Origin of the sequence: Streptomyces sp. SDT5-1, from assembly GCF_052245995.1 — a bacterium.
Classification (GTDB): domain Bacteria; phylum Actinomycetota; class Actinomycetes; order Streptomycetales; family Streptomycetaceae; genus Streptomyces.
Map to the genome: position 1 here is coordinate 5,635,250 of NZ_CM125963.1, position 23,059 is coordinate 5,658,308.

General features: G+C 71.8%; 20 protein-coding genes. 11 read left to right on the top strand and 9 right to left on the bottom strand.

Features of this window, described 5'->3' with window-relative positions; translation table 11 throughout:
• Positions 1 to 31 precede the first annotated feature (31 nt).
• The 3 genes from ACTWJ8_RS26140 to mce form a co-directional block, all read right to left on the bottom strand.
• Positions 32 to 967 carry a cellulose-binding protein gene (locus ACTWJ8_RS26140; RefSeq protein WP_356373919.1) on the bottom strand — a complete coding sequence of 312 codons (936 nt, stop codon included), beginning with the start codon at positions 965 to 967 and terminating at the stop codon, positions 32 to 34.
• A gap of 193 nt (positions 968 to 1,160) precedes the next feature.
• Complete coding sequence (gene scy, locus ACTWJ8_RS26145) at positions 1,161 to 5,210, bottom strand: polarized growth protein Scy (RefSeq protein ID WP_443260415.1); 4,050 nt, start codon at positions 5,208 to 5,210, stop codon at positions 1,161 to 1,163.
• 242 nt (positions 5,211 to 5,452) lie between these two features.
• Positions 5,453 to 5,893, bottom strand: a complete 441-nt coding sequence (gene mce, locus ACTWJ8_RS26150) for a methylmalonyl-CoA epimerase (protein ID WP_356373917.1) — start codon at positions 5,891 to 5,893, stop codon at positions 5,453 to 5,455.
• Positions 5,894 to 6,031: 138 nt separating this feature from the next.
• Between mce and ACTWJ8_RS26155 the strand changes: the two genes are divergently transcribed.
• Positions 6,032 to 7,234 carry an acetyl-CoA C-acetyltransferase gene (locus ACTWJ8_RS26155; RefSeq protein WP_356373916.1) on the top strand — a complete coding sequence of 401 codons (1,203 nt, stop codon included), beginning with the start codon at positions 6,032 to 6,034 and terminating at the stop codon, positions 7,232 to 7,234.
• 42 nt (positions 7,235 to 7,276) lie between these two features.
• Positions 7,277 to 8,233 carry a methylmalonyl Co-A mutase-associated GTPase MeaB gene (meaB, locus tag ACTWJ8_RS26160; RefSeq protein WP_356373915.1) on the top strand — a complete coding sequence of 319 codons (957 nt, stop codon included), beginning with the start codon at positions 7,277 to 7,279 and terminating at the stop codon, positions 8,231 to 8,233.
• 1,400 nt (positions 8,234 to 9,633) lie between these two features.
• Here the strand turns inward: meaB and ACTWJ8_RS26165 are convergent.
• Complete coding sequence (locus tag ACTWJ8_RS26165; RefSeq protein ID WP_356373914.1) at positions 9,634 to 10,266, bottom strand: PepSY domain-containing protein; 633 nt, start codon at positions 10,264 to 10,266, stop codon at positions 9,634 to 9,636.
• Positions 10,267 to 10,381: 115 nt separating this feature from the next.
• On the opposite strand from ACTWJ8_RS26165, the gene ACTWJ8_RS26170 reads away from it, so the two are divergent.
• Positions 10,382 to 11,053, top strand: coding sequence for a response regulator transcription factor (locus ACTWJ8_RS26170; protein ID WP_356373913.1), 672 nt, complete (start codon positions 10,382 to 10,384; stop codon positions 11,051 to 11,053).
• Positions 11,050 to 12,459 (top strand): sensor histidine kinase, encoded by a 1,410-nt coding sequence (locus ACTWJ8_RS26175; protein WP_356373912.1) that lies wholly within the window; start codon positions 11,050 to 11,052, stop codon positions 12,457 to 12,459. The genes ACTWJ8_RS26170 and ACTWJ8_RS26175 overlap by 4 nt, the downstream gene beginning before the upstream one ends.
• A gap of 5 nt (positions 12,460 to 12,464) precedes the next feature.
• Here the strand turns inward: ACTWJ8_RS26175 and ACTWJ8_RS26180 are convergent, their stop codons facing one another.
• The 4 genes from ACTWJ8_RS26180 to ACTWJ8_RS26195 all read right to left on the bottom strand — a co-directional run bounded on the left by ACTWJ8_RS26180 (position 12,465) and on the right by ACTWJ8_RS26195 (position 15,098).
• On the bottom strand, positions 12,465 to 12,941 hold the full coding sequence (locus tag ACTWJ8_RS26180) for a MarR family winged helix-turn-helix transcriptional regulator (RefSeq protein ID WP_356373911.1): 477 nt from the start codon (positions 12,939 to 12,941) through the stop codon (positions 12,465 to 12,467).
• Positions 12,942 to 13,036: 95 nt separating this feature from the next.
• Positions 13,037 to 13,810 carry an AIM24 family protein gene (locus tag ACTWJ8_RS26185; RefSeq protein ID WP_356373910.1) on the bottom strand — a complete coding sequence of 258 codons (774 nt, stop codon included), beginning with the start codon at positions 13,808 to 13,810 and terminating at the stop codon, positions 13,037 to 13,039.
• Positions 13,807 to 14,460, bottom strand: coding sequence for an AIM24 family protein (locus ACTWJ8_RS26190; protein ID WP_356373909.1), 654 nt, complete (start codon positions 14,458 to 14,460; stop codon positions 13,807 to 13,809). The genes ACTWJ8_RS26185 and ACTWJ8_RS26190 overlap by 4 nt, the downstream gene beginning before the upstream one ends.
• A complete protein-coding gene (locus ACTWJ8_RS26195) occupies positions 14,460 to 15,098 on the bottom strand; it encodes an AIM24 family protein (protein WP_356373908.1) in 639 nt (212 codons plus the stop codon). Before ACTWJ8_RS26195 ends, ACTWJ8_RS26190 begins: the two co-directional genes overlap by 1 nt.
• Positions 15,099 to 15,229: 131 nt before the next feature.
• On the opposite strand from ACTWJ8_RS26195, the gene ACTWJ8_RS26200 reads away from it, so the two are divergent.
• The 4 genes from ACTWJ8_RS26200 (at position 15,230) to ACTWJ8_RS26215 (ending at position 19,749) form a co-directional block, all read left to right on the top strand.
• Positions 15,230 to 15,574 (top strand): DUF3817 domain-containing protein, encoded by a 345-nt coding sequence (locus ACTWJ8_RS26200; RefSeq protein WP_356373907.1) that lies wholly within the window; start codon positions 15,230 to 15,232, stop codon positions 15,572 to 15,574.
• On the top strand, positions 15,571 to 15,864 hold the full coding sequence (locus tag ACTWJ8_RS26205; protein ID WP_356373906.1) for an MTH1187 family thiamine-binding protein: 294 nt from the start codon (positions 15,571 to 15,573) through the stop codon (positions 15,862 to 15,864). Before ACTWJ8_RS26200 ends, ACTWJ8_RS26205 begins: the two co-directional genes overlap by 4 nt.
• A gap of 162 nt (positions 15,865 to 16,026) precedes the next feature.
• A complete protein-coding gene (locus tag ACTWJ8_RS26210) occupies positions 16,027 to 17,790 on the top strand; it encodes a glycosyltransferase family 2 protein (protein ID WP_356373905.1) in 1,764 nt (587 codons plus the stop codon).
• A gap of 3 nt (positions 17,791 to 17,793) precedes the next feature.
• On the top strand, positions 17,794 to 19,749 hold the full coding sequence (locus ACTWJ8_RS26215; protein WP_356373904.1) for a kelch motif-containing protein: 1,956 nt from the start codon (positions 17,794 to 17,796) through the stop codon (positions 19,747 to 19,749).
• A 24-nt stretch (positions 19,750 to 19,773) separates the two neighbouring features.
• Here ACTWJ8_RS26215 and ACTWJ8_RS26220 read toward each other — a convergent pair whose 3' ends face one another.
• Positions 19,774 to 20,850: a glycoside hydrolase family 6 protein gene (locus tag ACTWJ8_RS26220; RefSeq protein ID WP_356373903.1), complete on the bottom strand. Its 1,077-nt coding sequence runs from the start codon at positions 20,848 to 20,850 to the stop codon at positions 19,774 to 19,776.
• 212 nt (positions 20,851 to 21,062) lie between these two features.
• On the opposite strand from ACTWJ8_RS26220, the gene ACTWJ8_RS26225 reads away from it, so the two are divergent.
• From ACTWJ8_RS26225 to ACTWJ8_RS26235, 3 genes are all read left to right on the top strand, one after another.
• Entirely contained in the window at positions 21,063 to 21,572 is a 510-nt protein-coding gene (locus ACTWJ8_RS26225) for a MarR family winged helix-turn-helix transcriptional regulator (protein ID WP_356373902.1), read from the top strand.
• Positions 21,573 to 21,642: 70 nt separating this feature from the next.
• On the top strand, positions 21,643 to 21,981 hold the full coding sequence (locus tag ACTWJ8_RS26230; RefSeq protein WP_356373901.1) for a DUF3817 domain-containing protein: 339 nt from the start codon (positions 21,643 to 21,645) through the stop codon (positions 21,979 to 21,981).
• Positions 21,982 to 21,995: 14 nt separating this feature from the next.
• On the top strand, positions 21,996 to 23,051 hold the full coding sequence (locus ACTWJ8_RS26235) for an acyl-CoA dehydrogenase family protein (RefSeq protein WP_443260416.1): 1,056 nt from the start codon (positions 21,996 to 21,998) through the stop codon (positions 23,049 to 23,051).
• Positions 23,052 to 23,059: the final 8 nt, after the last annotated feature.

Below are 23,059 nucleotides of genomic sequence, written 5' to 3' on the forward strand. Positions count from 1 at the left end.
TGACCGGGGGCCGGGTGAGCGCGAGCGAGCGCTACCGGGACTGCTGGGCCGGGACGCCGCGGGAGACGGGCTCGTCCTCCGCCGGGGCGCCCGCGGCGGCGACCGCCGCACCGGTGAGCGTCGCCAGCATCTCGCGCACGTTCGTGAGCTGCGCGTTGATGGAGTCGCGGCGGTTCGTGAGCGCCGCGAGCTCCCGCTCGGATTCGCTGCGGATACGGTCCGCCTTGGCGTTCGCGTCCGCGACGATGTCCTCGGCCTGGCGCTGCGCCGTCTCCACCGTCTGGCGCGCACGGCGCTCGGCGTCGGTGCGCAGCTTCTCGGCCTCGAGGCGGAGCTGCTCGGCACGGTGCTCGATCTCGGCGAGGCGCTTCTCGGCCTTGGCCTGACGCGAGGCCAGATCGCGCTCGGACTGCTCGCGGCGCTTGGCCAGGTTCGTCTCGAAGTCGGCGGCGGCCTGGGCGGCCTTGGCGCGCGTCTCCTCGAAGAGGGCGTCCGCCTCCTCGCGCTTGGACTGCGCGTCCTTCTGCGCCTCGGTGCGCAGCGCGGTGGCCTCGCCCTTGGCCTTCTCGACGATCCGAACGCCCTCGTCCTCGGCCTTGGCCTTGCGCTCGGCGGCGAACGACTCCGCGTCGTTGCGCACCTGCTGGGCCGCGGACTCGGCGAGCTCCCGGTGCTGCTCGGCCGCCCTGCGGGCCTCTTCGCGCAGGTCCTTGGCCTCCTCCTCGGCGAGGCGGAGGATCTTCTCGACGCGCGCGCCGAGGCCGGCGTACGACGGCTCCGCGTCGTTCACCTGAGCCTGGGCGTTCTGCGTCTCGAGGTGGAGTTCCTCGATGCGCTTTTCCAGAGCAGTGATACGGGCAAGAGCGCTGTCACGGTCGGAGACGAGCTTGGAGATCCGTTCGTCCACCTGAGCGCGGTCGTACCCACGCCGCACAAGCTCGAAGCCGTAGGGGGAAGTGTCGCTCATGGGGTTCCTGTCGAATGAGACCGGTGAGGTGATAGGGGGAATCCTAGGGGGCACAGCGGCGTGTCATCGGGCAGATGTCGGATTGATCAGCCTTCAGCTCTAGAATGACCCCCCTTTTGAGTGGCGTAGGGACGGAGTGCTTGCGGGGAACCGGGACCAAGGTCCTTGATGAGCACGGTCGTTGGCCGAATCGCTAGCCCTCCGAGCCCTTGCCACCCGAACGTGTGGCCCCTGCCGCGGCCCCCGCCTTGACGCCGTCCTTGCTTCCCCCGCCGGACGGCGCCTCAAAACTCTCCAACGCTTCCAGCACGTCCTGGACACGGGAGATCTCGGCATTGATGTCCTCGCGCCGCCTGACGAGCACGTCGAGTTCGCGCTGACCCTTCTCGATCATCGCGGCGGCCTCCTGCTCGGCTTCCGCCTTGATCCGGTCCGCCTCGCGGGAGAGCTCGGCCTTCTTCTGCTCGGCTTCCTTGAGCAGACCCTCGGCCTTCTTCACGGCGGCGATCCGGACCTTGCCGGCCTCCGAATCCGCGTCGCTGAGCACTTCCTTGGCCTTGGCCTGCGCCTCGGACAGCTGCTCCTCGGCGGCCTTGACCAGCGCGTCGCAGCGCTCGCCCGCGCTCTTCATGGCCTCCGCCGACTCGCGCCGCGCGTGCTCGTGCAGCTCCTCGATCTCGGCCGTGATCCGGTCGCGCAGCTCTTCGGCGCGCTCCCTGATCTGCGTCGCGTCCCTGCGGGCACCGACCAGCAGCTCGTCCGCGTCCGTACGGGCCTTCTCCACAATGGAGTTGCCCTCGACGGTCGACTCGGCGATCAGGCGCTCGGCCTCGGTGCGGGCCGCGCCGACCATCGTGTCGGCCTGCGCCTCCGCGTCCGCGGTCTTCTTCTGCGCCGCCTCCTGGGCCTCGCGGGTCAGCTTGTCGGCCTCCGCGGTGGACTCCGTGATCAGCTTGTCGACCTGCTCGGCGGCCTCCGTACGGCGCTTGTTGGCGTCCTTGCGGGCCTCGTCGAGGGTGCGCTCGGCCTCCTCGCGGGCGGCCGCCGTGATGCGGTCCGCCTCGGCCGCCGCGTCCGCCTTGACGCGCTCGGACTCGCTGCGGATCCGCTCGGCGTGCTGCTGCGCCGACGTCACCGTCTCCGCGGCCTCGGCGCGCAGCCGCTCCGCGTCGCCCGACGCGTCCGCGATCAGCTTCTCGGCCTTGGCGACGGACTCGGTCCGCACGCGCTCGGCCTCGGCCCGCGTCTCGTTCGCCAACTGCTCGGCGGCGGCCGTCGATTCGGCGCGCAGCCGCTCGGCCTCCGCCGTCGCGTCCCCGACGAGCTTCTCGGCCTTCGCCGTCGACTCGGCGGTGAGCCGCTCGGCCTCCGCGGTGGCGTCGCCCACCAGCTTCTCGGCCTTCGCGGTGGACTCGGCGCGGACGCGCTCCGCCTCCGCGTTCGTCTCCGTCGTCAGGCGCTCGGCCTCGGAGGTCGCCTCGGTGATCAGGGAGTCGGCCTGCTCCGCCGCGTCGGACCTGATCCGGTTCGCGTCCTCGCGGGCGTCGGCCCGGGTGCGCGAGGCGTCCTGGTCGGCCGCAGCACGCAGGTCGGAGGCCTCCGTACGGACCTGCTGGGCGTGCTCGGACGCGTCCGTGCGCAGCCGCTCCGCCTCCGCGAACGCCTCCGAGACGGTGCGCTCCGCCATCGCCTTGGCGGCCTCCGCCTCCGCGGTGGCCTCGGAACGCAGCCGGTTCGCGTCCTCGGTCGCGCGCTCCCGCTCCGCGTAGGCGTCGGAGCGGACCCGGTCGGCCTCCTCCTGCGCCTCCGTGCGCGTGCGCTCCGCCGCGTGCTCGGCGGCCGACCGGAGCCCGGTGATCTCCTCCTGGGCCTGCTCGTGCAGACCGGCCACGGAGTCGCGCACCTGCTGCGCCGTCTGCTCGGCGGTGGAGACCATCTCGGTCGCCCGCTGGTCCGCCTCCTCGACCAGGCGGACGGCCTCGGCCTGTGCCTCCTCGACGCGGGCGCGCGCCACGGCGAGCAGCTCCTCGCTCTGCTCGCGGGCCCGCTCGCGCTCCTGCTCGGCCTCCTCGCGCGCGCTGCCGAGCGTCTCCTCGGCCTCGCGGCGGCGCCGTGCCGCCTCCTCCTGGGCGGCGGCCAGCGTCTCGGCGGCCTCCGCGGAGATCCGCTCGGCGGCGGTCCGTGCCTCGGCGCGGGTCCGGTCGGCGGACTCCTGCGCCTCCGTCTTGAGCCGCTCGGCCTCGGCCGCGGCCTCGGACTGGAGCCGTACGGCGGCGTTCTCGGCCTCGGAGCGGGTCGTCGAGGCGTCAGCCGCGGCCTCCGTACGAAGGCGCTCGGCCTCCGCCTCGGCCTGCGCCTGCACCGTACGGGCGCGCTCCGCGGCCTCGGTGCGCAGCCGCTCGGCCTCCTCCGCGGCCTCGCGGCGCAGCGTCTCGCCCTGCTCCCGCGCCTCGTTCAGCGTCGTCTCGGCCGCGGCCAGGCGCTCCTCGGCCTCCGTGTGCAGGCGGGTCAGCTCCTGGGCCGCCTCCTCCTGCTTGGCCCGCATGGCCTGCTCGGCCTCGTCCTTGAGCTCCTGCGCTGCGCGCTCGGCCTCGGCGCGGGTGGCCTCCGCCTGCTCCTCGGCCTCGGTGCGGTAGCGCTCCGCCTCCGCGCGCGTGCGCTCCAGGGTCTCCTCGGCCTGCTTGCGCAGCGACGTGGCCCGCTCGATGGCCTCCGTGCGGACGCGCTCGCTCTCCGTCGTCGCCGCGGTGCGCAGCTCGTCGGCGTCGGCCTTCGCCTTGGCGAGGACCTGCTCGGCGGTGCTGGCCGCCTCCTCGATCTGCTGGACGGCCTCGCGGCGGGCCTCGGCCCTGATCCGCTCGCCCTCCTCCACGGCCTCGGCCCGCAGCTGCTCGGCCTCGCCGCGCAGCCGCCGCGCCTCCTCCTGGAGCTCGACGGTCTTGGCGCGGTACTCCTTGGTGTCGTCCTTCGCCGCGCCCTTGAGCTCGGCGGCCACGTCGTGCGCCTCTGCGCGCAGCCGGTCCGCCTCGGCCTCGGCCTCGGTGCGGATCCGCTCCGCCTCGTCGGCCGCCGCCTTCGTCGTCGCCTTGGCTTCCTCGGACGCCTTGTTGAGCACGTCCTCCGCGGTGCGCGCGGCCTTCGCGAGCTCGCCCGCCGTCTCCTCCGCGGTGACCGTACGGGCCTTCTCCTTGGCCTCGGCGATCAGCTTCTCGGCCTCGGCCCGCGCGTCGGCGACGACCTGCTCGGCCTCCGACTTCGTGGTCTCGGCGTCCTTGGTCGCCTCCTGGACCAGGCGGGCGACCTGCTCCTTGGCGGTGCGGGTGCGCTGCTCGTTGGCCGCCTCGGCGCTCGCGAGCTGCTTCGCCGCCGCGTCCTTCGCCTCCGCGAGCACCTTGTCGGCCTCGGCGCGGGCCTCGCGCAGCGCGCTGTCCGCCTCGGCGATCTTCTGCTCGGCGGCCCGGTTCAGCTCGCTGGAGCGGCGGCGGGCCTGCTCGGACTCCTCGGTCGTCGACGTCCGCAGCTGCTCGGCGTGGTCGGTGGCCTCCTGCGCCTGCGTGGAGGCGGCGCTCAGCAGGCGCTCGGCGTCCTGGCGGGCGCGGGCCAGGATCGACTGCGCCTCGGCGCGCGCCTCCTCGGCCTCGGACGTGAGGCGCTGGCGGGCCTGCTCGGCGACGCGCTCGGCCTCGGTGCGGGCGGCGGCGAGCGCCTGGTCGGCCTCGGCGCGGGACTCGTCGAGGAGGCGGCGGGCCTGCTGCTCGGTGCGGGCGCGCAGCTGCTCGGCCCACTGCACGTTCTCGTTGACGTGGTTCTCGACCGTGCGGCGGCGCTCGGCGAGCTCCTGGTCGAGCTGCTGCCTGCGGTTGACCGCCTCGGTGTGCAGCTCGGACTGGAGCCGGGACTGCTGCTCGGCGTGCTCCTGGAGGATGCGCTGGGTCTGCGCGCGGGCCTCGCGCAGCTCGCGCTCGGCGTCGGCGCGCAGCTGGTCGGCCTGGATCTGCGCGTTCCGGAGGAGCTGTTCCGCCTGGTAGCCCAGGTCGGCGCTGTCGTAGGCAGGCCGGGACGCCAGGCTGCGGCGCGCCTCGTGCAGCTTGGCGCGCAACACCTCCACCTGGTAGCCGAGGTCCTCGGCGTGCTGGACGGCCTTCTCCCGCTCGGTCTTCAGCCGGTCCATCTCGGCTTCGAACCGCGAGAGATGGTCGGTCTCAGCCGGCCGACGGCCGTCCTGGCTCTCATAGCCCCGCACTGCGCGGTCCCATCCGTCCCCTGGTCGCAAGTTCTTCTTACGAGCCCCGCCCATCCCGCGAACGGGGCCCCCGGGGAATGGTGTCAGATCGAATCCGCCGGTGCCGTCGGACCGTTACGGCTGATGCCGTGTGCTGCCCGACTTGCCCCGACCCTCGTCCCCCGATACCCGGACCCCGGCCCGCGGCTGGCCGTCCAAGACGTCAGCCGCCCCACAACCCTACCGGCACGGCTATGTGGAGGTCAGTGCTCCGCCGACTCCTTCGGTGCGGCGGTGACGAGTTCGGTGAGCACGCCGTGGCAGTCCTTGGGGTGCAGGAACGTGATGCGGGAGCCCATCGAGCCGCGCCGGGGCTCGTCGTAGAGGACGCGTACGCCCTTGTCCTTGATGTCGGCGGCGTCCGCGTCGACGTCGGCCGTGCCGAAGGCGATGTGGTGCACGCCCTCGCCGTTCTTGGCCAGCCACTTGCCGACGGCGGAGTCCTCGCGGGTGGGTTCGAGCAGCTGGAGGTAGGAGGCGCCCCCGTCGCTCGTCTCGTTGATCTTGAGCATGGCCTCGCGCACGCCCTGCTCCTCGTTGACCTCGGAGTGGAAGACCTCGAAGCCGTACGTCGCCCGGTAGAACTCGACTGTCTTGTCGAGGTCGAAGCAGGCGATCCCGATGTGGTCGATTCGCGTCAGCATGCTGTCAGTGCAGCGCGGACCGAGTGGTTACGCAACGTGCGCGCGATCACACTCACGCGACGATGACGCGGGCCATACCGGTCAGTACCTTTTGAGGTAAACCCTCGTTCACTTCTCACCTCCAAGGGGCCGTGCCTCATGTCAGGAACGACCGGTACCACCTCAGTGATCGTCGCGGGCGCGCGGACGCCCATGGGCCGACTGCTCGGCTCGCTCAAGTCCTTCTCCGGAGCCGACCTCGGCGGCTTCGCGATCAAGGCCGCCCTCGACCGTGCGGGGATCGGTGGCGACCAGGTGCAGTACGTGATCATGGGCCAGGTGCTGCAGGCCGGGGCGGGGCAGATCCCGGCGCGCCAGGCCGCGGTCAAGGCCGGCATTCCGATGAACGTCCCCGCGCTCACGATCAACAAGGTGTGTCTGTCCGGGCTCGACGCCATCGCGCTCGCCGACCAGCTCGTTCGCGCCGGCGAATTCGACGTGGTCGTGGCCGGCGGCCAGGAGTCCATGACGAACGCGCCGCACCTGCTCCCGAAGTCCCGCGAGGGCTACAAGTACGGCGCGGTCGAGATGCTCGACGCGATGGCGTACGACGGCCTCACCGACTCCTTCGAGAACATCCCGATGGGCGCCTCCACGGAGAAGCACAACACCCGCCTCGGCATCGCACGCCCCGAGCAGGACGAGATCGCGGCGCTGTCCCACCAGCGGGCGGCCGCCGCGCAGAAGAACGGCGTCTTCGAGGCCGAGATCACGCCGGTCGAGATCCCACAACGCAAGGGCGAGCCGGTCGTCTTCAGCAAGGACGAGGGCATCCGCGCCGAGACCACGGCGGAGTCCCTCGGCAAGCTGCGCCCCGCGTTCGCGAAGGACGGCACGATCACCGCGGGCACCTCCTCGCAGATCTCCGATGGCGCCGCCGCGGTCGTCGTCATGAGCAAGGCGAAGGCGCAGGAGCTCGGCCTCGAGTGGATCGCCGAGATCGGCGCGCACGGCAATGTCGCGGGCCCCGACAACTCGTTGCAGTCGCAGCCGTCGAACGCGATCCAGCACGCCCTCAAGAAGGAGGGCATCGGCGTCGAGGACCTCGACCTCATCGAGATCAACGAGGCGTTCGCCGCGGTCGCCGTGCAGTCAATGAAGGACCTCGGCGTGTCCTCGGAAAAGGTGAACGTCAACGGCGGGGCCATCGCCCTGGGTCACCCGATCGGGATGTCCGGCGCGCGCATCGTGCTGCACCTCGCCCTGGAGCTGAAGCGGCGCGGCGGCGGCGTCGGCGCGGCCGCGCTGTGCGGTGGCGGCGGTCAGGGTGACGCGCTGGTCGTGCGGGTACCCAAGGCGTAACGCGGTTCGTTGTACGTACGGCAACTGGTGAACGGAGCTGTGATGCAGGACGTCCCCACGTTGGTAGCGCAGGCGAGGGAGGGCAGGCCGCGGGCCGTGGCCCGGCTGATCTCGCTGGTGGAGGGGGCGTCCCCGCAGCTGCGCGAGGTCATGGCGGCGCTGGCGCCGCTGACCGGGAACGCGTACGTGGTCGGGCTCACCGGCTCGCCCGGTGTCGGCAAGTCGACCTCCACGTCGGCGCTCGTGAGCGCGTACCGGCGGGCGGGGAAGCGGGTCGGCGTGCTCGCCGTCGACCCGTCGTCGCCGTTCAGCGGGGGCGCGCTCCTCGGTGACCGGGTCCGGATGTCGGAGCACGCCTCCGACCCCGGGGTCTACATCCGGTCGATGGCGACGCGCGGTCACCTCGGCGGGCTCGCCTGGGCCGCGCCGCAGGCGATCCGGGTGCTGGACGCCGCCGGGTGCGACGTGATCCTCGTCGAGACGGTCGGCGTCGGCCAGTCCGAGGTCGAGATCGCCTCGCAGGCCGACACGTCGGTGGTGCTGCTCGCGCCCGGCATGGGAGACGGGATCCAGGCGGCCAAGGCCGGAATCCTGGAGATCGGCGACGTGTACGTGGTCAACAAGGCGGACCGGGACGGGGCCGACGCCACGGCCCGCGAGCTCAACCACATGCTGGGGCTCGGCGAGGCGCGCTCCGCGGGCGACTGGCGTCCGCCCATCGTGAAGACGGTCGCCGCGCGCGGGGAGGGCATCGACGAGGTCGTCGAGGCCCTCGAGAAGCACCGGGCGTGGATGGAGGAGCGCGGGGTCCTCGCGGAGCGCCGTGCGGCGCGGGCGGCGCGCGAGGTCGAGGCGATCGCGGTGACGGCGCTGCGCGAACGCATCGGCGACCTCTCCGGCGACCGCCGCCTCGGCGCCCTGGCCGACCGCATCGTCACGGGCGACCTGGACCCGTACCGCGCGGCGGACGAACTGGTCGAGGGCCTGACGGGCAACTGACCGGCTCCGCCGGGGTGGCGGGGGTGTGTTGCGGCGTAGGCGGGGCGTTCGGGTCACGCCCCGCCCTCGCCTCCACCTACGGGCGGTCGCCCGCCCATCTCCCACCCACCCGCCCCTCCGGGGGCTCGGCTCCCGTGGGTTGCGGCGTGCGGGTCACGCCGCGGTGGGCCCGAGGGCTGCGGGGCGCGGCTCCGGCCGCCGTGGTGCCAGGGCATGCCTGCGCGTTCGCCGCCTTCTGCGGCCCGTTGCCTGCTTATGTTCCACGCTCCGGTCCCCTCCGGGGCTGGGCCTTGTGGGGTGCGGTGTGTGGGTTACGCCGCTGTGGTGCCTGTGGGCTGGGTGCGGTTTCGGCCGCCGTGGTGCCAGGGCGTGCCCGCGTGTTGGCCTCCGTCTGCGGCCCGTTGCCTGCTTATGTTCCGCGCTCTGGTCCCCTCCGGGGCTGGGCCTTGTGGGGTGCGGTGTGTGGGTTACGCCGCTGTGGTGCCTGTGGGCTGGGTGCGGTTTCGGCCGGCGTGGCGCCAGGGCGTGCCTGCGTGTTGGCCTCCGGTTGCGGCCGTTGCCCGCTGATCTCCCACCCTCCCGCCCCCTCCGGGGGCTCGGCCCCCGTGGGTTGTGCGGGGTGGGTGTGGCCTGAGCCGAGGTGCCCGCTGAGTGGGTGTGGCCTGGAGTGGTTGTGCGGCGTGGCTGCGCTTGCGTTGCCGGTTGCGGGCTGCCGTTGCCCGCCTGCCACCCGCCCTCCCGGCCCTTCCGGGGCATGGCCGCCGTGGGCGTGCCCCGTGCGGGGCGGTATCGGTCGGTCACGGCTGCGCGGCATGGGAGGCCGGGTGATGCGTGGTCACATCCGTTGCGCGGCACCAACGTGCCGCCCCGTCCTGCCGACGCCCCCGGAGGGGGCGGGAGGGTGGGAGACGACCGGGGGAACGTGCTCGACCCGGGCAGCGCCGCGTACACCGAGCCGCTGCCGAGGGTGGGCAGAGAAAGCCCCTGCGGCGTTTGAGCAGCCGGGGGCCCGGGGCGGAGCCCCGTGACGTGTGTGCGGGGTGCCGGTGGGGGTCGGCTGGGCTCGCTCGGGCCCGGCTTCGGGGCTGGCGTGGGCCCGATGCTGGTGGCTCAAGACCTGCGGCGTTGGAGTCACGGGGCTCCGGGGCCCGGTGGCGTGTGGGCGGGGAGTAGACGTGGGTCGGCTGGGCTCGCTCGGGCTCGGCTTCGGGGCTGACGTGGGGCCGGTTTCGGTGGCTCGAGTCACGGGGCTCCGGGGGGCGGAGCCCCGTGAGGCGTGGGTTGTCGTGCCGCAGAGGGTCGGCTTGGCTCGGGGTCGGATGTCGCGGCCCGCACAGGGCCGGCGCCGAGCGGGGTCCGGGGCGGAGCCCTGTCGGCCGCGCCCCGGTGCCGGGTGAACGTCAGTCGTCGTCGCCGTCGTCGTCCGACGCGTGATCCACGGTCACCGCGCCCGACCGGAGGTCCACGTGCCAGTCGTGCTGCTTGCCGGTCGTCGACGTCGTCTCGACCTCCCACACCTTGACCGAACCGTCGTCGTCGGCGTCGACCGACGTCACCGTGCCCTTGGAGGCCGCGGCCTTCGCGGCGTCCTCGGCCGACGTCGGCGCGTCCTTCAGGGCTGCCGCGACGCGGGACGCGCTGTCGTCCTCGTCCCGCTCCTCGTGGGCGCCGAGGACCTTGCCCGTGCCCGGGTCGACCTCGACGTGCTGCCACTTGTCGCCGGAGCCGATGACGTCGACGTCCCAGACGAGCCGGCCGTCGTCGGAGTCGAGGTCCGCGCCCACGGCCGTGCCGGGCGTGTGCTTCAGGGCGGCGGCGATGGCGTCCTCGGCGGAGACCTTGGCGCCCTTCGCCTCGTTCGCCTCCTCTTGGTCGTCGCTCACGCCGTCGTCGTCCTTCACCTTCACGGACGACTGGGAGGCGGCCGACTTCGTGGGGGCGTCGTCGTCGGCGACCGCGACCGCGGTGGCCGTGCCCGCGCCGAGCAGGGCGACGACGGCGATGGCGGAGATGACAGTGGTACGGCGCTTCATGAGCTTCTCCCGTGTCCGGTGGGCGACTTCGGGAACCACACTGCCCGGACGCACCTGAAGCCCCGCTGAAGGAGCCTGAAGCCTTCTTCAGGTTCGACCTGCGACCCTTGCTCACATGCGCCTGTTGATCGTCGAGGACGAGAAGCGACTCGCCCTGTCCCTCGCCAAGGGCCTCACCGCCGAGGGCTACGCCGTGGACGTGGTCCACGACGGCCTGGAGGGGCTGCACCGCGCGAGCGAGGCACCGTACGACCTGCTCGTCCTCGACATCATGCTGCCGGGCATGAACGGTTACCGGGTCTGCGCCGCCCTGCGCGCCGCCGGCAACGACGTGCCGATCCTGATGCTGACCGCGAAGGACGGCGAGTACGACGAGGCGGAGGGCCTCGACACCGGCGCCGACGACTACCTGACGAAGCCGTTCTCGTACGTCGTCCTCGTCGCGCGCGTGAAGGCGCTGCTGCGGCGCCGTGGCAACAGCCAGAGCGCCAACCCGGTGCACACCGTGGGCCCGTACGCCGTCGACACCGCCGCCCGTCGTGTCACCCATGCCGAGGACGGTGAAGTGCCGCTCACCGCCAAGGAGTTCGCCGTTCTGGAGCAGCTCGTCACGCGGGCCGGTGAGGTGGTGTCGAAGGGCGAGATCCTCGATCACGTGTGGGACTTCGCGTACGAGGGCGATCCGAACATCGTCGAGGTGTACGTCTCCGCCCTGCGCCGCAAGCTCGGCTCCTCGCTCATCCGCACCGTGCGCGGCGCCGGCTACCGCCTGGAGGTGCCCCGATGAGGCGCCCCTTCGGCTCCGTACGGGCCCGCGCGGCCCTCGCCGCCACCCTCGTCGTCGCGGTCGCCCTCGTCGCGGCCGGCGCCACCGTGCTGCTCTCGCTGCGCGCCAACCTCACCGACCAGGCGGGCGGCGACGCCGACTCCACCGCCCGCCGCGTCGCCACCGCCCTGGCCACCGGCACCGCCCCCGACGCCCTGGACCTGGACGACGAGGACCCGGTCCAGGTCGTCGACGGCGACGGCCGGGTGGTGGCCGTGTCCGAGGACCTGGAGCAGGTCTCCGGTACCGGCGTGCGCGACGTGAAGCCCGTCGCCGCGCGCCCCGAGGACGACGGGGACGACGACGGGGGAGACGACGACAGGCGGAGCGCGAGCGTCTCCGACCACACCGACTACACCGACGGCGCCGCCACCATCGACGGCGACGAGGGCGACTACCGGTTCGCCGCGGTCGAGGTCGAGGACACCGCGTACGGGGATCTGACCGTGCACGCGGGCGGCTCCCTGGAGGCCGAACGCAGCGCGGTCAACACGGCGTTGACCTCGATGCTGATCGGTTTCCCGGTGCTGCTCGTCATCGTGGGCGGAGTGACGTACCTGGTGACCCGGCGCGCGCTGCGGCCCGTGGAGGGCATCCGCGCGGAGATGGCCGCCATCACGGCGTCGCAGGACCTCGGCAGGCGGGTGCCCGAGCCGGACACCCACGACGAGGTGGCCCGCCTCGCCGGCACCACGAACGAGACGCTGGCCGCCCTGGAGTCGTCCGTGGAGCGCCAGCGCCGCTTCGTCGCGGACGCCTCGCACGAGCTGCGCAGCCCGATCGCCTCGCTGCGCACGCAGCTGGAGGTGGGCGCGGCGCATCCGGAGCTGCTGGACGTGGACGGCGCGGTGGAGGACACGGTGCGGCTCCAGGAGCTGGCGGCCGACCTGTTGCTGCTGGCCCGGCTCGACGCGGGGGAGAAGCCGGGCGGCGCCGAGGTGGACCTCGCCGCCCTGGTCCGCGAGGAGCTGTCGCAGCGCACCGGCGACCGGGTCCCGGTCACCGTCGACGTACGGGACGTGCCGCGGGTCAGCGGCTCGCGCGGCCAGCTGGCGCGGGTGCTCGGGAACCTCGTGGACAACGCGCAGCGGCACGCCCGCGCCGGGGTCCGGGTGGGCGTGCGGGCCGAGGGCGGCCGGGTGCTGCTGGGGGTCGCGGACGACGGGCAGGGTGTGCCCGACGCCGAGCGCGAGCGGATCTTCGAGCGCTTCGTGCGGCTCGACGACGCGCGTACCAGGGACGGCGGCGGGGCCGGTCTCGGCCTCGCCATCGCCCGGGACGTCGCGGAGCGGCACGGCGGCACGCTCACGGTGCGTTCCGCGCCGGAGGGCGGCGCGTTCTTCGAGCTCGCGCTGCCCGCCGACTAGTCAGTTCAGGGTTTGCCGCGTTGCGAACGCAGGTGTTCCGCGATCGGTGAGAGGGCCTGGCGCAGATTGCCGAGCTGCTCCGCCGAGATCAGGTCCACGAAGTGCCGGCGCACGGACGCCACGTGGTGCGGGGCGACCTTCCGCATGGTCTCCATGCCGTGGTCGGTGAGCACGGTGTAGAGGCCCCGGCGGTCCGACTCGCAGTTCTCGCGGCGGACCAGACCGGCGTTCTCCATGCGCGTGATCTGGTGCGAGAGCCGGCTCTTGGACTGCAGCGTCGCGGCGGCGAGGTCGCTCATCCGCATCCGCAGATCCTCGGCCTCGGAGAGGTTCACGAGGATCTCGTAGTCGTTCATCGTCAGGCCGAAGGGCTGGAGATCCTTCTCCAGCTGATAATTGAGCAGTCTGTTGACCTCCAGGTGCGTGCGCCAGGCGCACTGCTCCTCGTCGGTCAGCCACGGCGTGGCCGTCTCGGTCTCCATGGAATCGATTCTACCTAAGAAGTTGAAAGGTGAACGAATGTGGGGGGTGACACACTACGCACTCGCGTTCGACGTCACACTCCGCAGATTACCGCTCACAGCCCGAAGCGACGCTGGAGGTCGCCGAGCTGTCCGGGAAGGCGCGGTGCTCCAGGATTGCCCGCGGAGGCTCCCGGTCCGCCCGGAACTCCGGCCTGGTGAGGTACGTCACCCACCGGCTGTTCCGGCATCAACGACTCGCTGGACTGCAACAGCACCGTACCGGCACCCACGAACTCGAACTGGTGCTCCTCGCCGGAGACCCCGCCGACGCCCGTCATCGCACGTAGACCGCCGATCACGCCCGTCAGATACCCGTGGTCGTAGTGGTGGCACGGCGAGGGGCAGTCGGCCCAGCCGACGAGCGCCTGCGGATCGACCCGCAGCGGCGGCTCCATGAACACAACCGGACCGTTTGATGCCGCGACGAATTTGCCGGTGCCAATGAGTGTGAGGAAGCCGGGCACGATCGACTGCTTCAGCGAGAGAGTTGGCTGAAAAGCGAGCAGATTGCCCGCGCGGATCGTCAGATTCCCCTCGTCGAGGTCGTACGAGTTCACGTCGAAGGCCCGGTCCGCGAGCAGCATCTTGCCGGTGCCCTCCGCGACCACCCAGTCGCTCGCGTGCAGCGGCGAGTGGAACGAGGTGCGCACGAGCCGGTCGAGCCTGCCGTGCCCGATGCCGTTGAAGTCGATCCGCCCGTAGTAGGCGATCATCTTGCCCTTCTGGAGGAACCACTGGCCGCCGCGCAGCTCCACGCAGAAGGTGTACGCGTTCACGTTGTCGTCGACCGGCAGGGACGCCGGGTCGTACACGATCGGGCCGGTCACAGCTTCTCCTCCGACGCCTGGACGTACACCGCACCGCTCCCGCTCAGCTCCAGCTGGAACGCCTCACCGCTGCCGCGCCCCACCATGTCCCGCCAGCCGACCGCCGTGGACAGCCTGTTCCGTACGTCGCCGTGGTGCGCCACGTACGCCTGCGGGTCGACGTGCACGGAACGGCCCGGCGTGATCGGCACCTCGATGACCCCGCCGTGCGCCATCACGGCCACCGCCCCGTGCCCCTCCAGCGTCGTCGTGAACAGGCCCTGGCCGCTGACCTGACCGCGCACCATGCCCATCACGCCGCCCTGCGAGCCCAGGAACATCGTGCCCTGGCGCAGCGCCCCGTCGAAGGCGAGCAGCCGGTCCGCCTCCACGTACAGGGTGTCGCCGGACAGCGTGATGACCTGCACGTGGTGGCCGCCGTGGCCGAACAGCACGGTGCCGCTGCCCTCGACCGTCATCAGCGGCGTCGCCTCGTTCGCGACGCGTCGGCCGATCATGGACATCAGTCCGCCCTGGCCGCCCTGCACGTTCGGGGTGAAGGTGACGTCGCCGCGGTACGCGAGCATCGCGCCGCGCTGGCTGTAGAGCCGCTGACCGGGGACGAGGGTCGCCTCGACCATCTTCGAGTTGATCTCGCGGAAGGCGGCCATCACACGTCACCCGCGATCGTGTTGCGCTCGCTGGGCTGCACGTAGACGAGCCCGTCGCCCTCGAACAGGATCTGGAACGCCTCGCCGCCGCCTTCCCCCAGGTACGTACGGAAGGTCACGCCCGACTGGAACGACTGGTGGAGGTTCCCCTGGTGGGCGATGTACGCGCCGGGGTCCACGGTCAGCGGGAAGTCACGGCTGACGCGGAGCACGACGGCCGGACCCTCGCTCATGATCGCCGCCTGGCCGTGGCCCTCCACGGTCGTCGTGAACAGACCGTTGCCCTGCGAGGCCCCGCGTACGCCGGTGAACGAGGTGCCGGTGCGCAGGCCCGCGTCCGTGCACAGCAGATTGCTCGCCTCGACGTACAGCTTGTCGCCGGTCAGGCCCACCAGGTTGATCTCGCTCGCCCGGTCGGCGAACCAGCAGGTGCCTTCCCCTCTGACCTCCATCACGGTCAGCTGTTCGCCGGTGATGCGCCGGGTCACCATGCCCCGGATGCCCTCGCCGCCGCCGCTGAGCTTCTTGAACGCCATCCGGCCGTCGTACGCGACCATCGAGCCGTTCTTCGCCTTCACGCTGTCGCCCGTCATGTCGACGGCGAGGACCTTGCTGCCCTGAAGTCGGAACGTAGCCACGAGGTCGAAGGTAGCCGCCGACGGCAGCCCGCCGACAGGGCCCCCGAAGTGCGATGCCACAATGGGAAAACGCTTGTGCGTACATTCACAAGATCATCGACCCGTCCGCCCGCTCTGCCGAAGGTGCACCTGTGGACCTCAAGACCGCCTCCGCCCTCCGACGCCTCCGCCTGGTCTCCGCCCCGGAGGCCGTCTCCTTCCTCCTGCTCCTGATCTGCTCGGTGCTGAAGCGGACGACGGAGTTCAACGCGGTGCCCGTGATGGGCATGGTGCACGGCGTCCTCTTCGTGCTGTACGTGATCTTCTGGCTCGACGCCTGGAACCGCGCCAAGTGGAGCTTCGGCACCGCCGCGCTCTACTTCGTCCTCTCGGTCCTGCCCACCGGCGGCTTCTTCGCCGAACGCAAGCTGAAGCGCGAGGGCGAGGCCGCCGTGATCGCGAGCCGCGCCCGCCAGGAAGGCGTGGTCAACGCATGATCGTCGCCTTCTCCGTGACCCCGCTCGGGGTCGGTGAGGACGTCGGCGAGTACGTCGCCGACGCCGTCCGCGTGGTCCGCGAATCCGGTCTCCCGAACCGCACCGACGCGATGTTCACGTCGATCGAGGGCGAGTGGGACGAGGTGATGGCCGTGATCAAGCGCGCCGTCGCCGTGGTCGAGGAGCGCGCCCCGCGCGTCTCCCTCGTCGTCAAGGCGGACATCCGCCCCGGCGTCACGGACGGCCTGACGTCGAAGGTGGACACGGTCGAGAGGCACCTCGCCGAGTAACACCTGACCGAGTAACAGTGGGGCGGCAACTCTCCGGCGGCTGACCGGAGTAGCGTGCCGCCCCGCTCACTCTTACGCCCTCTTCTGGTCGACACGCCCCGGAACGTCCCCTTTTGTGGGGTGGGTACCGAAGCGGTTGATCCCCAGATACCGGAGGGCGCTGTGCGGCCTGACGAGGGCTACGACTACGACACCTACAGCCGGCTCGCCGGGCCGCTCACCGAGCCGCCCGCCGACGGCCACTACCGGGTGCAGTACACCTCGCTCCTCTCGAACGAGCCGCACCGAATACGAGCCGTCCTGCTGATGACGCTCGCGCCCCTGCTCACCGGGGCGCTCCTCGTCTATCTGGTGTGGCCCTCGCACTGGGTGGAACGCGAGGGCGGCGACCGCTGGTTGGTCTCGCTCGACATCGTGATGCTCGTCGCGATCGGGCTCATCGAGCTCTTCATGCTCGTCAACGTCATCTCCATCGCCCACGCCACGATGGTCGCCAGGGACCCCGTCCCGGTCCGCCCCGAGCCCGGCACCCGCGTCGCGTTCCTCACGACGTACGTCCCCGGCAAGGAACCCCTCGCGATGGTTCGCGCCACCCTCGAGGGCGCCGTGCGCGTCGCGCACGACGGGCCCCTCGACGTCTGGCTCCTCGACGAGGGCGACGACCCCGAGGTCAGGGAGCTGTGCGCGCGGCTCGGCGTCCGCCACTTCACCCGCAAGGGCATCCCGGAGTGGAACCAGAAGAAGGGCGCCCACAAGACCCGTACCAAGCACGGCAACTACAACGCCTGGCTCGCCGCGCACGGCGGCGACTACGACTTCTTCGCCTCCGTCGACACCGACCACGTGCCGCACCCCGAGTTCCTGGAGCGGATGCTCGGCTACTTCCGCGACCCGGACGTCGCCTTCGTCGTCGGCCCCCAGGTCTACGGCAACTACGACTCCCCGGTCACCAAGGCCGCCGAGTCCCAGCAGTTCCTCTTCCACGCGCTGATCCAGCGCGCGGGGAACCGCTACCGCGCCCCCATGTTCGTCGGCACCAACAACGTCGTACGGATCTCCGCCCTCAAGCAGATCGGCGGCCTCGTCGACTCCATCACCGAGGACATGGCCACCGGCTTCGAGATCCACCGCCACCGCAACCCGGCCACCCACGAGCGCTGGCGCTCCGTCTACACCCCGGACGTGCTCGCCGTCGGCGAGGGCCCGGCCTCCTGGACGGACTTCTTCACCCAGCAGACCCGCTGGTCGCGCGGCACGTACGAGACGCTGTTCCGGCAGTACTGGAAGGCGCCCGCCTCGATGCCGCCCGGCCGCCTCTTCTCGTACTCGATGATGCTCGTCTACTACCCGATGACGGCCGTCAACTGGCTGCTCGGCGTGCTGAGCTGCGTGCTCTTCCTCTGGTTCGGCGCCTCCGGCACCCAGGTCTCCGCGTCCGTGTGGCTGATGCTCTACAGCGATGCCGCGGCCCTCCAGATCGGCCTCTACCTCTGGAACAGGCGGCACAACGTCTCCCCGCACGAACCCGAGGGCTCGGGCGGACTCGCGGGCATGGCGATGTCGGCGATCTCCGCGCCCATCTACCTGAAGTCGCTCGGCTCGGCCGTCCTCGGCCGCCCCAGCCGCTTCGTCGTCACCCCGAAGGGCGGCGACGCCAGCGCCGACCGGCCGCTGACCTTCCGTATCCACCTGTCCTGGGCGGCCGTGCTCGGCACGTCGCTCGCGGCGTCCGTCGTCCTCGACCACACCCACGTCGCCATGCGCACCTGGGCGGTCCTCGCGCTGGCCATCGCGCTCGCACCGCCCGTCGTCTGGTACGCCACCCAGCGCCGCGAGACCGCGGCCGCCAGGTCGGCGGCGGTCTCGCGGAGCGAGCCGGTGCGCGCCGTACAGCCGGTCTCCAGCTCGACCTCAGGAGGGAACTGACCCATGGCCTACAGACCGTCACGCCGGATGAGGAAGACCGTCTTCGGGGCCGGCGGCGTCGCCGTCCTGGTCGGCCTGAACGCGCCGGCCGCCTGGACCTTCGCCAGCGAGCAGTACGAGGACTGGAAGATCGCCCGCCCCGGCTACAAGGCCAAGTACGGCTCCTGGTCGCAGGTCGACATCCCGGAGGAGTACCGCACCAACGCCATCCACGCCGCACTCCTGCACACCGGCAAGGTGCTCATCGTGGCGGGCTCCGGCAACGAGCAGAAGAAGTTCGACGCCGGCTCCTTCGACACCGTCCTGTGGGACCCGAAGGCGAACACGTTCAAGAAGATCCCCACGCCCGCCGACTTCTTCTGCGGCGGCCACGCCCAGCTCCCCGGCGGCCGCCTGCTGGTGGCGGGCGGCACCGCCCGCTACGAGCGGCTCGACGGCGAGGTCGAGAAGGCCGGCGGCGGCATGCGGGTGAAGAACGAGAGCCCCGACAAGGCGGTGTTCCTGAAGAAGGGCACGAAGTTCCGCTCGCCCTCGGGCGTCGAGTACGTCTCGAAGTTCGACGTCACCGTGCCCCGCGCCAAGCGCACCTTCGACAAGAAGCGCAACGCGGCCGGCGTCATGCAGCCCTGGAAGACGAAGGTCGAGGCGAGCGAGGCCCGCGTCTTCGTCGAGGCCACCAAGAAGGGCAGGCAGTACGTCACCGACGACAACGCCCAGTACGAGATCGAGGGCCTGCGCGGCAAGGACGCCGACAACACGTACGGGCTCTCCGAGAAGATCACCCTGGAGAAGCAGGACTTCCAGGGCATCAAGGAGGCGTACGAGTTCGATCCCGTCGCCGAGCGGTACGTGCCGGTCGACCCGATGGAGAAGGCCCGCTGGTACCCGACGCTCGTCGGCCTCCAGGACGGCAAGGTGCTCGCGGTGTCGGGCCTCGACGACGTCGGCGTCATCGACCCCGGTGACAACGAGATCTACGACCCCAAGACCAAGAAGTGGTCGATGGGCCCCAAGCGCTACTTCCCGACCTACCCGGCCCTCTTCCTCACCAAGGGCGGCAAGCTCTTCTACCCGGCCTCGAACGCCGGGTACGGACCCGCGGACAAGGGGCGCGTGCCGGGCCTGTGGGACCTGAAGACCAACAAGTTCGAGAAGGTCCCCGGGCTCACCGACACGGACCAGACGGAGACCTCGTCCTCGCTGCTGCTGCCGCCCGCGCAGGACCAGAAGGTCATGATCCTCGGCGGCGGCGGGGTCGGCGAGTCCAAGAAGTCGACGCCGCGCACGGCGGTGGTGGACCTGAAGAAGGAGAACCCCTCCTTCAAGACGGGCCCCGACCTCCCGCAGGGCACCCGCTACCTGAACTCGGTGATCATGCCGGACGACTCGGTCTTCACGACGAACGGCTCCAAGGACTACCGGGGACGCAGCGCCAGCAACATCTTCAAGGCGCAGTTCTACGACCCGAAGAGCAACGCGTTCCAGGAGGCCGCCGCCCCCAAGGTCGGCCGCAACTACCACTCCGAGGCGCTGCTGCTGCCCGACGGCCGCGTCGCCAGCTTCGGCTCCGACCCGCTCTACGACAACCAGCAGAACACCAAGCTCGGCCACTTCGAGCAGCGCATGGAGGTCTACACGCCGCCCTCGCTGCACCGAGGAGGCGATGACCGCCCCGTCCTCGGTTCGGGGCCGAAGGCCCTTCCGGAGAGCGGCGTCGCCACGTTCGGCACCCAGCAGGCCGACACGATCGTCAAGGCCCGCCTGATGCGCCCGTCCGCCGTGACCCACACGACGGACGTGGAGCAGCGCTCGATCGCCCTCGACGTCAAGAAGTCGAAGCACGCGGTGTCGGTGACCGTCCCGAAGGACCGCACGCTGGTGCCTCCGGGCTGGTACATGCTCTTCGTGACGGACAAGGACGGCGTCTCGTCCGAGGCGAAGTGGATCCAGGTGACGTGACGTCCCGCCGGGCGCGGGACGGGCTCAGCCCTTGGCGTTGCGGGCGAGCCCCAGGGCGTAGTCCGGCCACCAGGTGCCTGCCGCGGGGCCGCCGCGGCAGGTGCCGTCGGATTCGCCGGGCCGCTTGATCCACAGGTTCGCGTCGTTCAGGGCGTCGCCCGTCCGCGTCGTCGGGGCGGCGCCGAGCGCGCGGCCGGGCGGGTTGCACCAGGCGTCGCCCTTGCCGTCGCCGTAGGGGCCCGCGCCGTTGCGGCTCGTGTCGACCACGAAGTGCGCGCCGCCGAGCAGCCCGGACAGCCGCCGCCCGTACGCCGCCGTGGCCTTGTCCGTCTGGAAGTTCGACACGTTCAGGGCGAAGCCGTCGGCCTTGCCGATGCCGGCCCTGCGCAACGGCTCGACCAGCTTGTTCGCGTCGGGGATCCAGGCCGGGTTCCCCGCGTCGACGTACACCTTGGTGTTCGGCTGCCGCTTCAGGCGGTCGACCGCCGACGACAGCAGGGCGTACCGCTCGTCGTCGTACTGCGGGGCGGTGCAGCCGCTGACCGTCTGGCCGATCGCGTCCGGTTCGAGGACGACGACGGCCTTGGCCTGCCCGATGCCGTCGGCGAACGCGTCGATCCACTGGTGGTAGAACGCCGCGCTGTGCGCCCCGCCGGCCGAGTGCTGGCCGCAGTCCCGGTGCGGAATGTTGTACGCGACCAGGACCAGCGTCCTGTCCGCCTTCCTCGCCTGCGCCGCCGCCTCGGCGATGGGCGGCTTCGGGTAGTCGCCGGGCGCCCACATCGCCTGCGGGTGCGCGGCGATCCGCCGGATCAGCGCGGCGTCGGAGCCGCGGCCCTCCTGCCGCCACTTCTCGACCTGGCGGGCGGCCGCCGTGTCCGGGTCGACCCAGAACGGCGAGGTGTCGGCGGCAGCGGAGTCCGGCGCGGTCCTCTGGGCGGCCTCCGCGGCGGAGTCGCGGCCCCCGCCGCTGCTGCCCGCGCCCGAGCCGCCGCCGTCGGAGCAGCCGAGCACGAAGGCGGACAGGCAGAGCGCCGCGGTGGCGAACGCGAGCGTGTGGGCGGGTCGACGGGCGGGTGTGCGGCTGGGTCGCACGGGCATCCAGGCCCCCTGGTTCGGAGCGCGTACAGGGCGACGTACAGGGCGTACGAATACGTACGAACGCGTACGAAAAGGTAAAGGCCGGGCAATCCTTGCACAGGGTCGCCGCCCCGCCCCGTATTCCGCGCCGCGCGAGGCCGCGCACACCCACCGGTGGTTCAAAGGCCGAGACGGGGCTGACCGCCATATGACCGCCCGGTAGGGTCGGGAGCGTGCCGAAGCCCCTCTCTCTCGCCTTCGATCCGATCGCCCGCGCCGACGAACTCTGGAAGCAGCGGTGGGGGTCCGTGCCCTCCATGGGCGCCATCACCTCGATCATGCGCGCGCACCAGATCCTGCTCGCCGAGGTCGACGCGGTCGTCAAGCCGTACGGGCTCACCTTCGCGCGCTACGAGGCGCTGGTCCTGCTCACCTTCTCCAAGGCCGGCGAGCTGCCCATGTCGAAGATCGGCGAGCGCCTCATGGTGCACCCCACGTCCGTGACGAACACGGTCGACCGGCTCGTGAAGTCCGGCCTCGTCGACAAGCGCCCCAACCCGAACGACGGGCGCGGCACGCTCGCCACCATCACGGACAAGGGCCGCGAGGTCGTCGACGCGGCCACCCGCGACCTGATGGCCATGGACTTCGGCCTCGGCGTGTACGACGCGGAGGAGTGCGCCGAGATCTTCGCCATGCTGCGCCCGCTGCGGGTGGCGGCGAACGACTTCACGGACGAGTAGGGCGACGAGTGAGACGCGGGCCACCCGGCCCGCCCGAGGTCCGCGCAAAACGGGCGGTTACCCTCGACCCATGAAGAAGAGCGTGCTGACCCGCTACCGCACCATGGCCTACGTGACCGGTGTGCTCCTGGTCCTCCTGTGTCTCGGCATGATCGCCAAGTACGCGCTCGGCATGGACGGCGCCGCGGACGTCACGCGCGTCATCGCCATCGCCCACGGCTGGCTCTACGTCGTGTACCTCGTCTTCGCCTTCGACCTGGGCTCCAAGGCGAAGTGGCCGGTCGGCAAGCAGCTGTGGGTGCTGATCGCGGGCACCATCCCGACCGCCGCCTTCTTCGTGGAGCGCAAGATCTCCGCGGAGCTGGAGGGCAAGGTCGCGGGCGACGACACGAAGCTCGCCAAGGCGTAGCCGAGCGGACCCGGATGACCGTCGACGACCACCCGCTGGTGCGGTCCGCGCGGCGGCTCGCCGACGATGTTCTCGCGCCCGCCGCCGAGGCCCACGACAGAACCGGCGTCACGCCGGAGGCGATCGACGCGGTCAAGGCGTCCGGGGTGCTCGGCGTCAACGCGCCGACCGGCTACGGCGGTTCGGCGGCGTCCGCCGCCGTCGCCCGGGAGATCGCCGAGATCCTCGCGGGGGCGTGCTGCTCCACGTTCTTCGTGCAGGTCCAGCACCACACGCCGGTCCGCGCCCTCGCCACGGGCGCCGCCCCCGCGCGCGAGCGATGGCTGCGCCCGCTGGCCGAGGGGCGCGCGCTCGCCGGCATCGCCGTCTCGCACCTGCGCGCCTTCCCGAAGCTCCCGGTGCGTGCGACGCCGCTGCCGGACGGCGGCGTGCGCTTCGACGGCCGGGTGCCCTGGTACACCGGCTGGGGCCTCAACGACGTGTTCCTGCTCGGCGGCGCGACCGAGGACGGCGAGGTCGTCTTCGCGGTGGCGGAACCCCGCGAGCAGCCCGGCCTCACCCCCACCGAACCGCTCCAGCTGGCCGCGCTCACCGGCACCCGCACCGTCGGCCTGCACCTCGACGGCCTCACGGTGCCCGCCGAGAACATCGTCGTACGACAGCCGTACGAGGAGTGGGCGCGGGCCGACCGGCCCAAGAACACCAACACCAACCCGGCCGTCTTCGGAGTGGCCCGCGCCGCCCTCGACCTGCTCGACGCGTCGGGCGACGCCGAGGCCAAGGAGACGGCGGGCGCCCTTCGCGAGCGCCTCGATGCCGCGCGCCGGGACGCGTACGCGCTGGTGGACGAGGTCCCGGCGGGGGAGCGGCTCACGGACCGGCTCGCGGTGAAGACCCGCGCGTACGACCTGATGCGGGCGGCGACGACGGCCGCGATCGTGGCCGGGGGAGGGCGCGCCTTCGGGCTCTCGGCGCCGGCCCAGCGGCTGGCCCGCGAGGGGCTCTTCCTGGTGGTGCAGGGCCAGACGGCGGACGTGCGCACGGCCCATTTGGCGGCGCTGCGGGCCTGAGGAGGCCC

What these genes read in the sequence shown, in the direction of transcription:
- ACTWJ8_RS26140 (WP_356373919.1), bottom strand. Translation starts at nt 967, where the DNA reads ATGAGCGACACTTCCCCCTACGGCTTCGAGCTTGTGCGGCGTGGGTAC.
- mce (WP_356373917.1), bottom strand. Translation starts at nt 5,893, where the DNA reads ATGCTGACGCGAATCGACCACATCGGGATCGCCTGCTTCGACCTCGAC.
- ACTWJ8_RS26155 (WP_356373916.1), top strand. Translation starts at nt 6,032, where the DNA reads ATGTCAGGAACGACCGGTACCACCTCAGTGATCGTCGCGGGCGCGCGG.
- meaB (WP_356373915.1), top strand. Translation starts at nt 7,277, where the DNA reads ATGCAGGACGTCCCCACGTTGGTAGCGCAGGCGAGGGAGGGCAGGCCG.
- ACTWJ8_RS26165 (WP_356373914.1), bottom strand. Translation starts at nt 10,266, where the DNA reads ATGAAGCGCCGTACCACTGTCATCTCCGCCATCGCCGTCGTCGCCCTG.
- ACTWJ8_RS26170 (WP_356373913.1), top strand. Translation starts at nt 10,382, where the DNA reads ATGCGCCTGTTGATCGTCGAGGACGAGAAGCGACTCGCCCTGTCCCTC.
- ACTWJ8_RS26175 (WP_356373912.1), top strand. Translation starts at nt 11,050, where the DNA reads ATGAGGCGCCCCTTCGGCTCCGTACGGGCCCGCGCGGCCCTCGCCGCC.
- ACTWJ8_RS26180 (WP_356373911.1), bottom strand. Translation starts at nt 12,941, where the DNA reads ATGGAGACCGAGACGGCCACGCCGTGGCTGACCGACGAGGAGCAGTGC.
- ACTWJ8_RS26190 (WP_356373909.1), bottom strand. Translation starts at nt 14,460, where the DNA reads ATGGCCGCCTTCCGCGAGATCAACTCGAAGATGGTCGAGGCGACCCTC.
- ACTWJ8_RS26205 (WP_356373906.1), top strand. Translation starts at nt 15,571, where the DNA reads ATGATCGTCGCCTTCTCCGTGACCCCGCTCGGGGTCGGTGAGGACGTC.
- ACTWJ8_RS26215 (WP_356373904.1), top strand. Translation starts at nt 17,794, where the DNA reads ATGGCCTACAGACCGTCACGCCGGATGAGGAAGACCGTCTTCGGGGCC.
- ACTWJ8_RS26220 (WP_356373903.1), bottom strand. Translation starts at nt 20,850, where the DNA reads ATGCCCGTGCGACCCAGCCGCACACCCGCCCGTCGACCCGCCCACACG.
- ACTWJ8_RS26230 (WP_356373901.1), top strand. Translation starts at nt 21,643, where the DNA reads ATGAAGAAGAGCGTGCTGACCCGCTACCGCACCATGGCCTACGTGACC.
- ACTWJ8_RS26235 (WP_443260416.1), top strand. Translation starts at nt 21,996, where the DNA reads ATGACCGTCGACGACCACCCGCTGGTGCGGTCCGCGCGGCGGCTCGCC.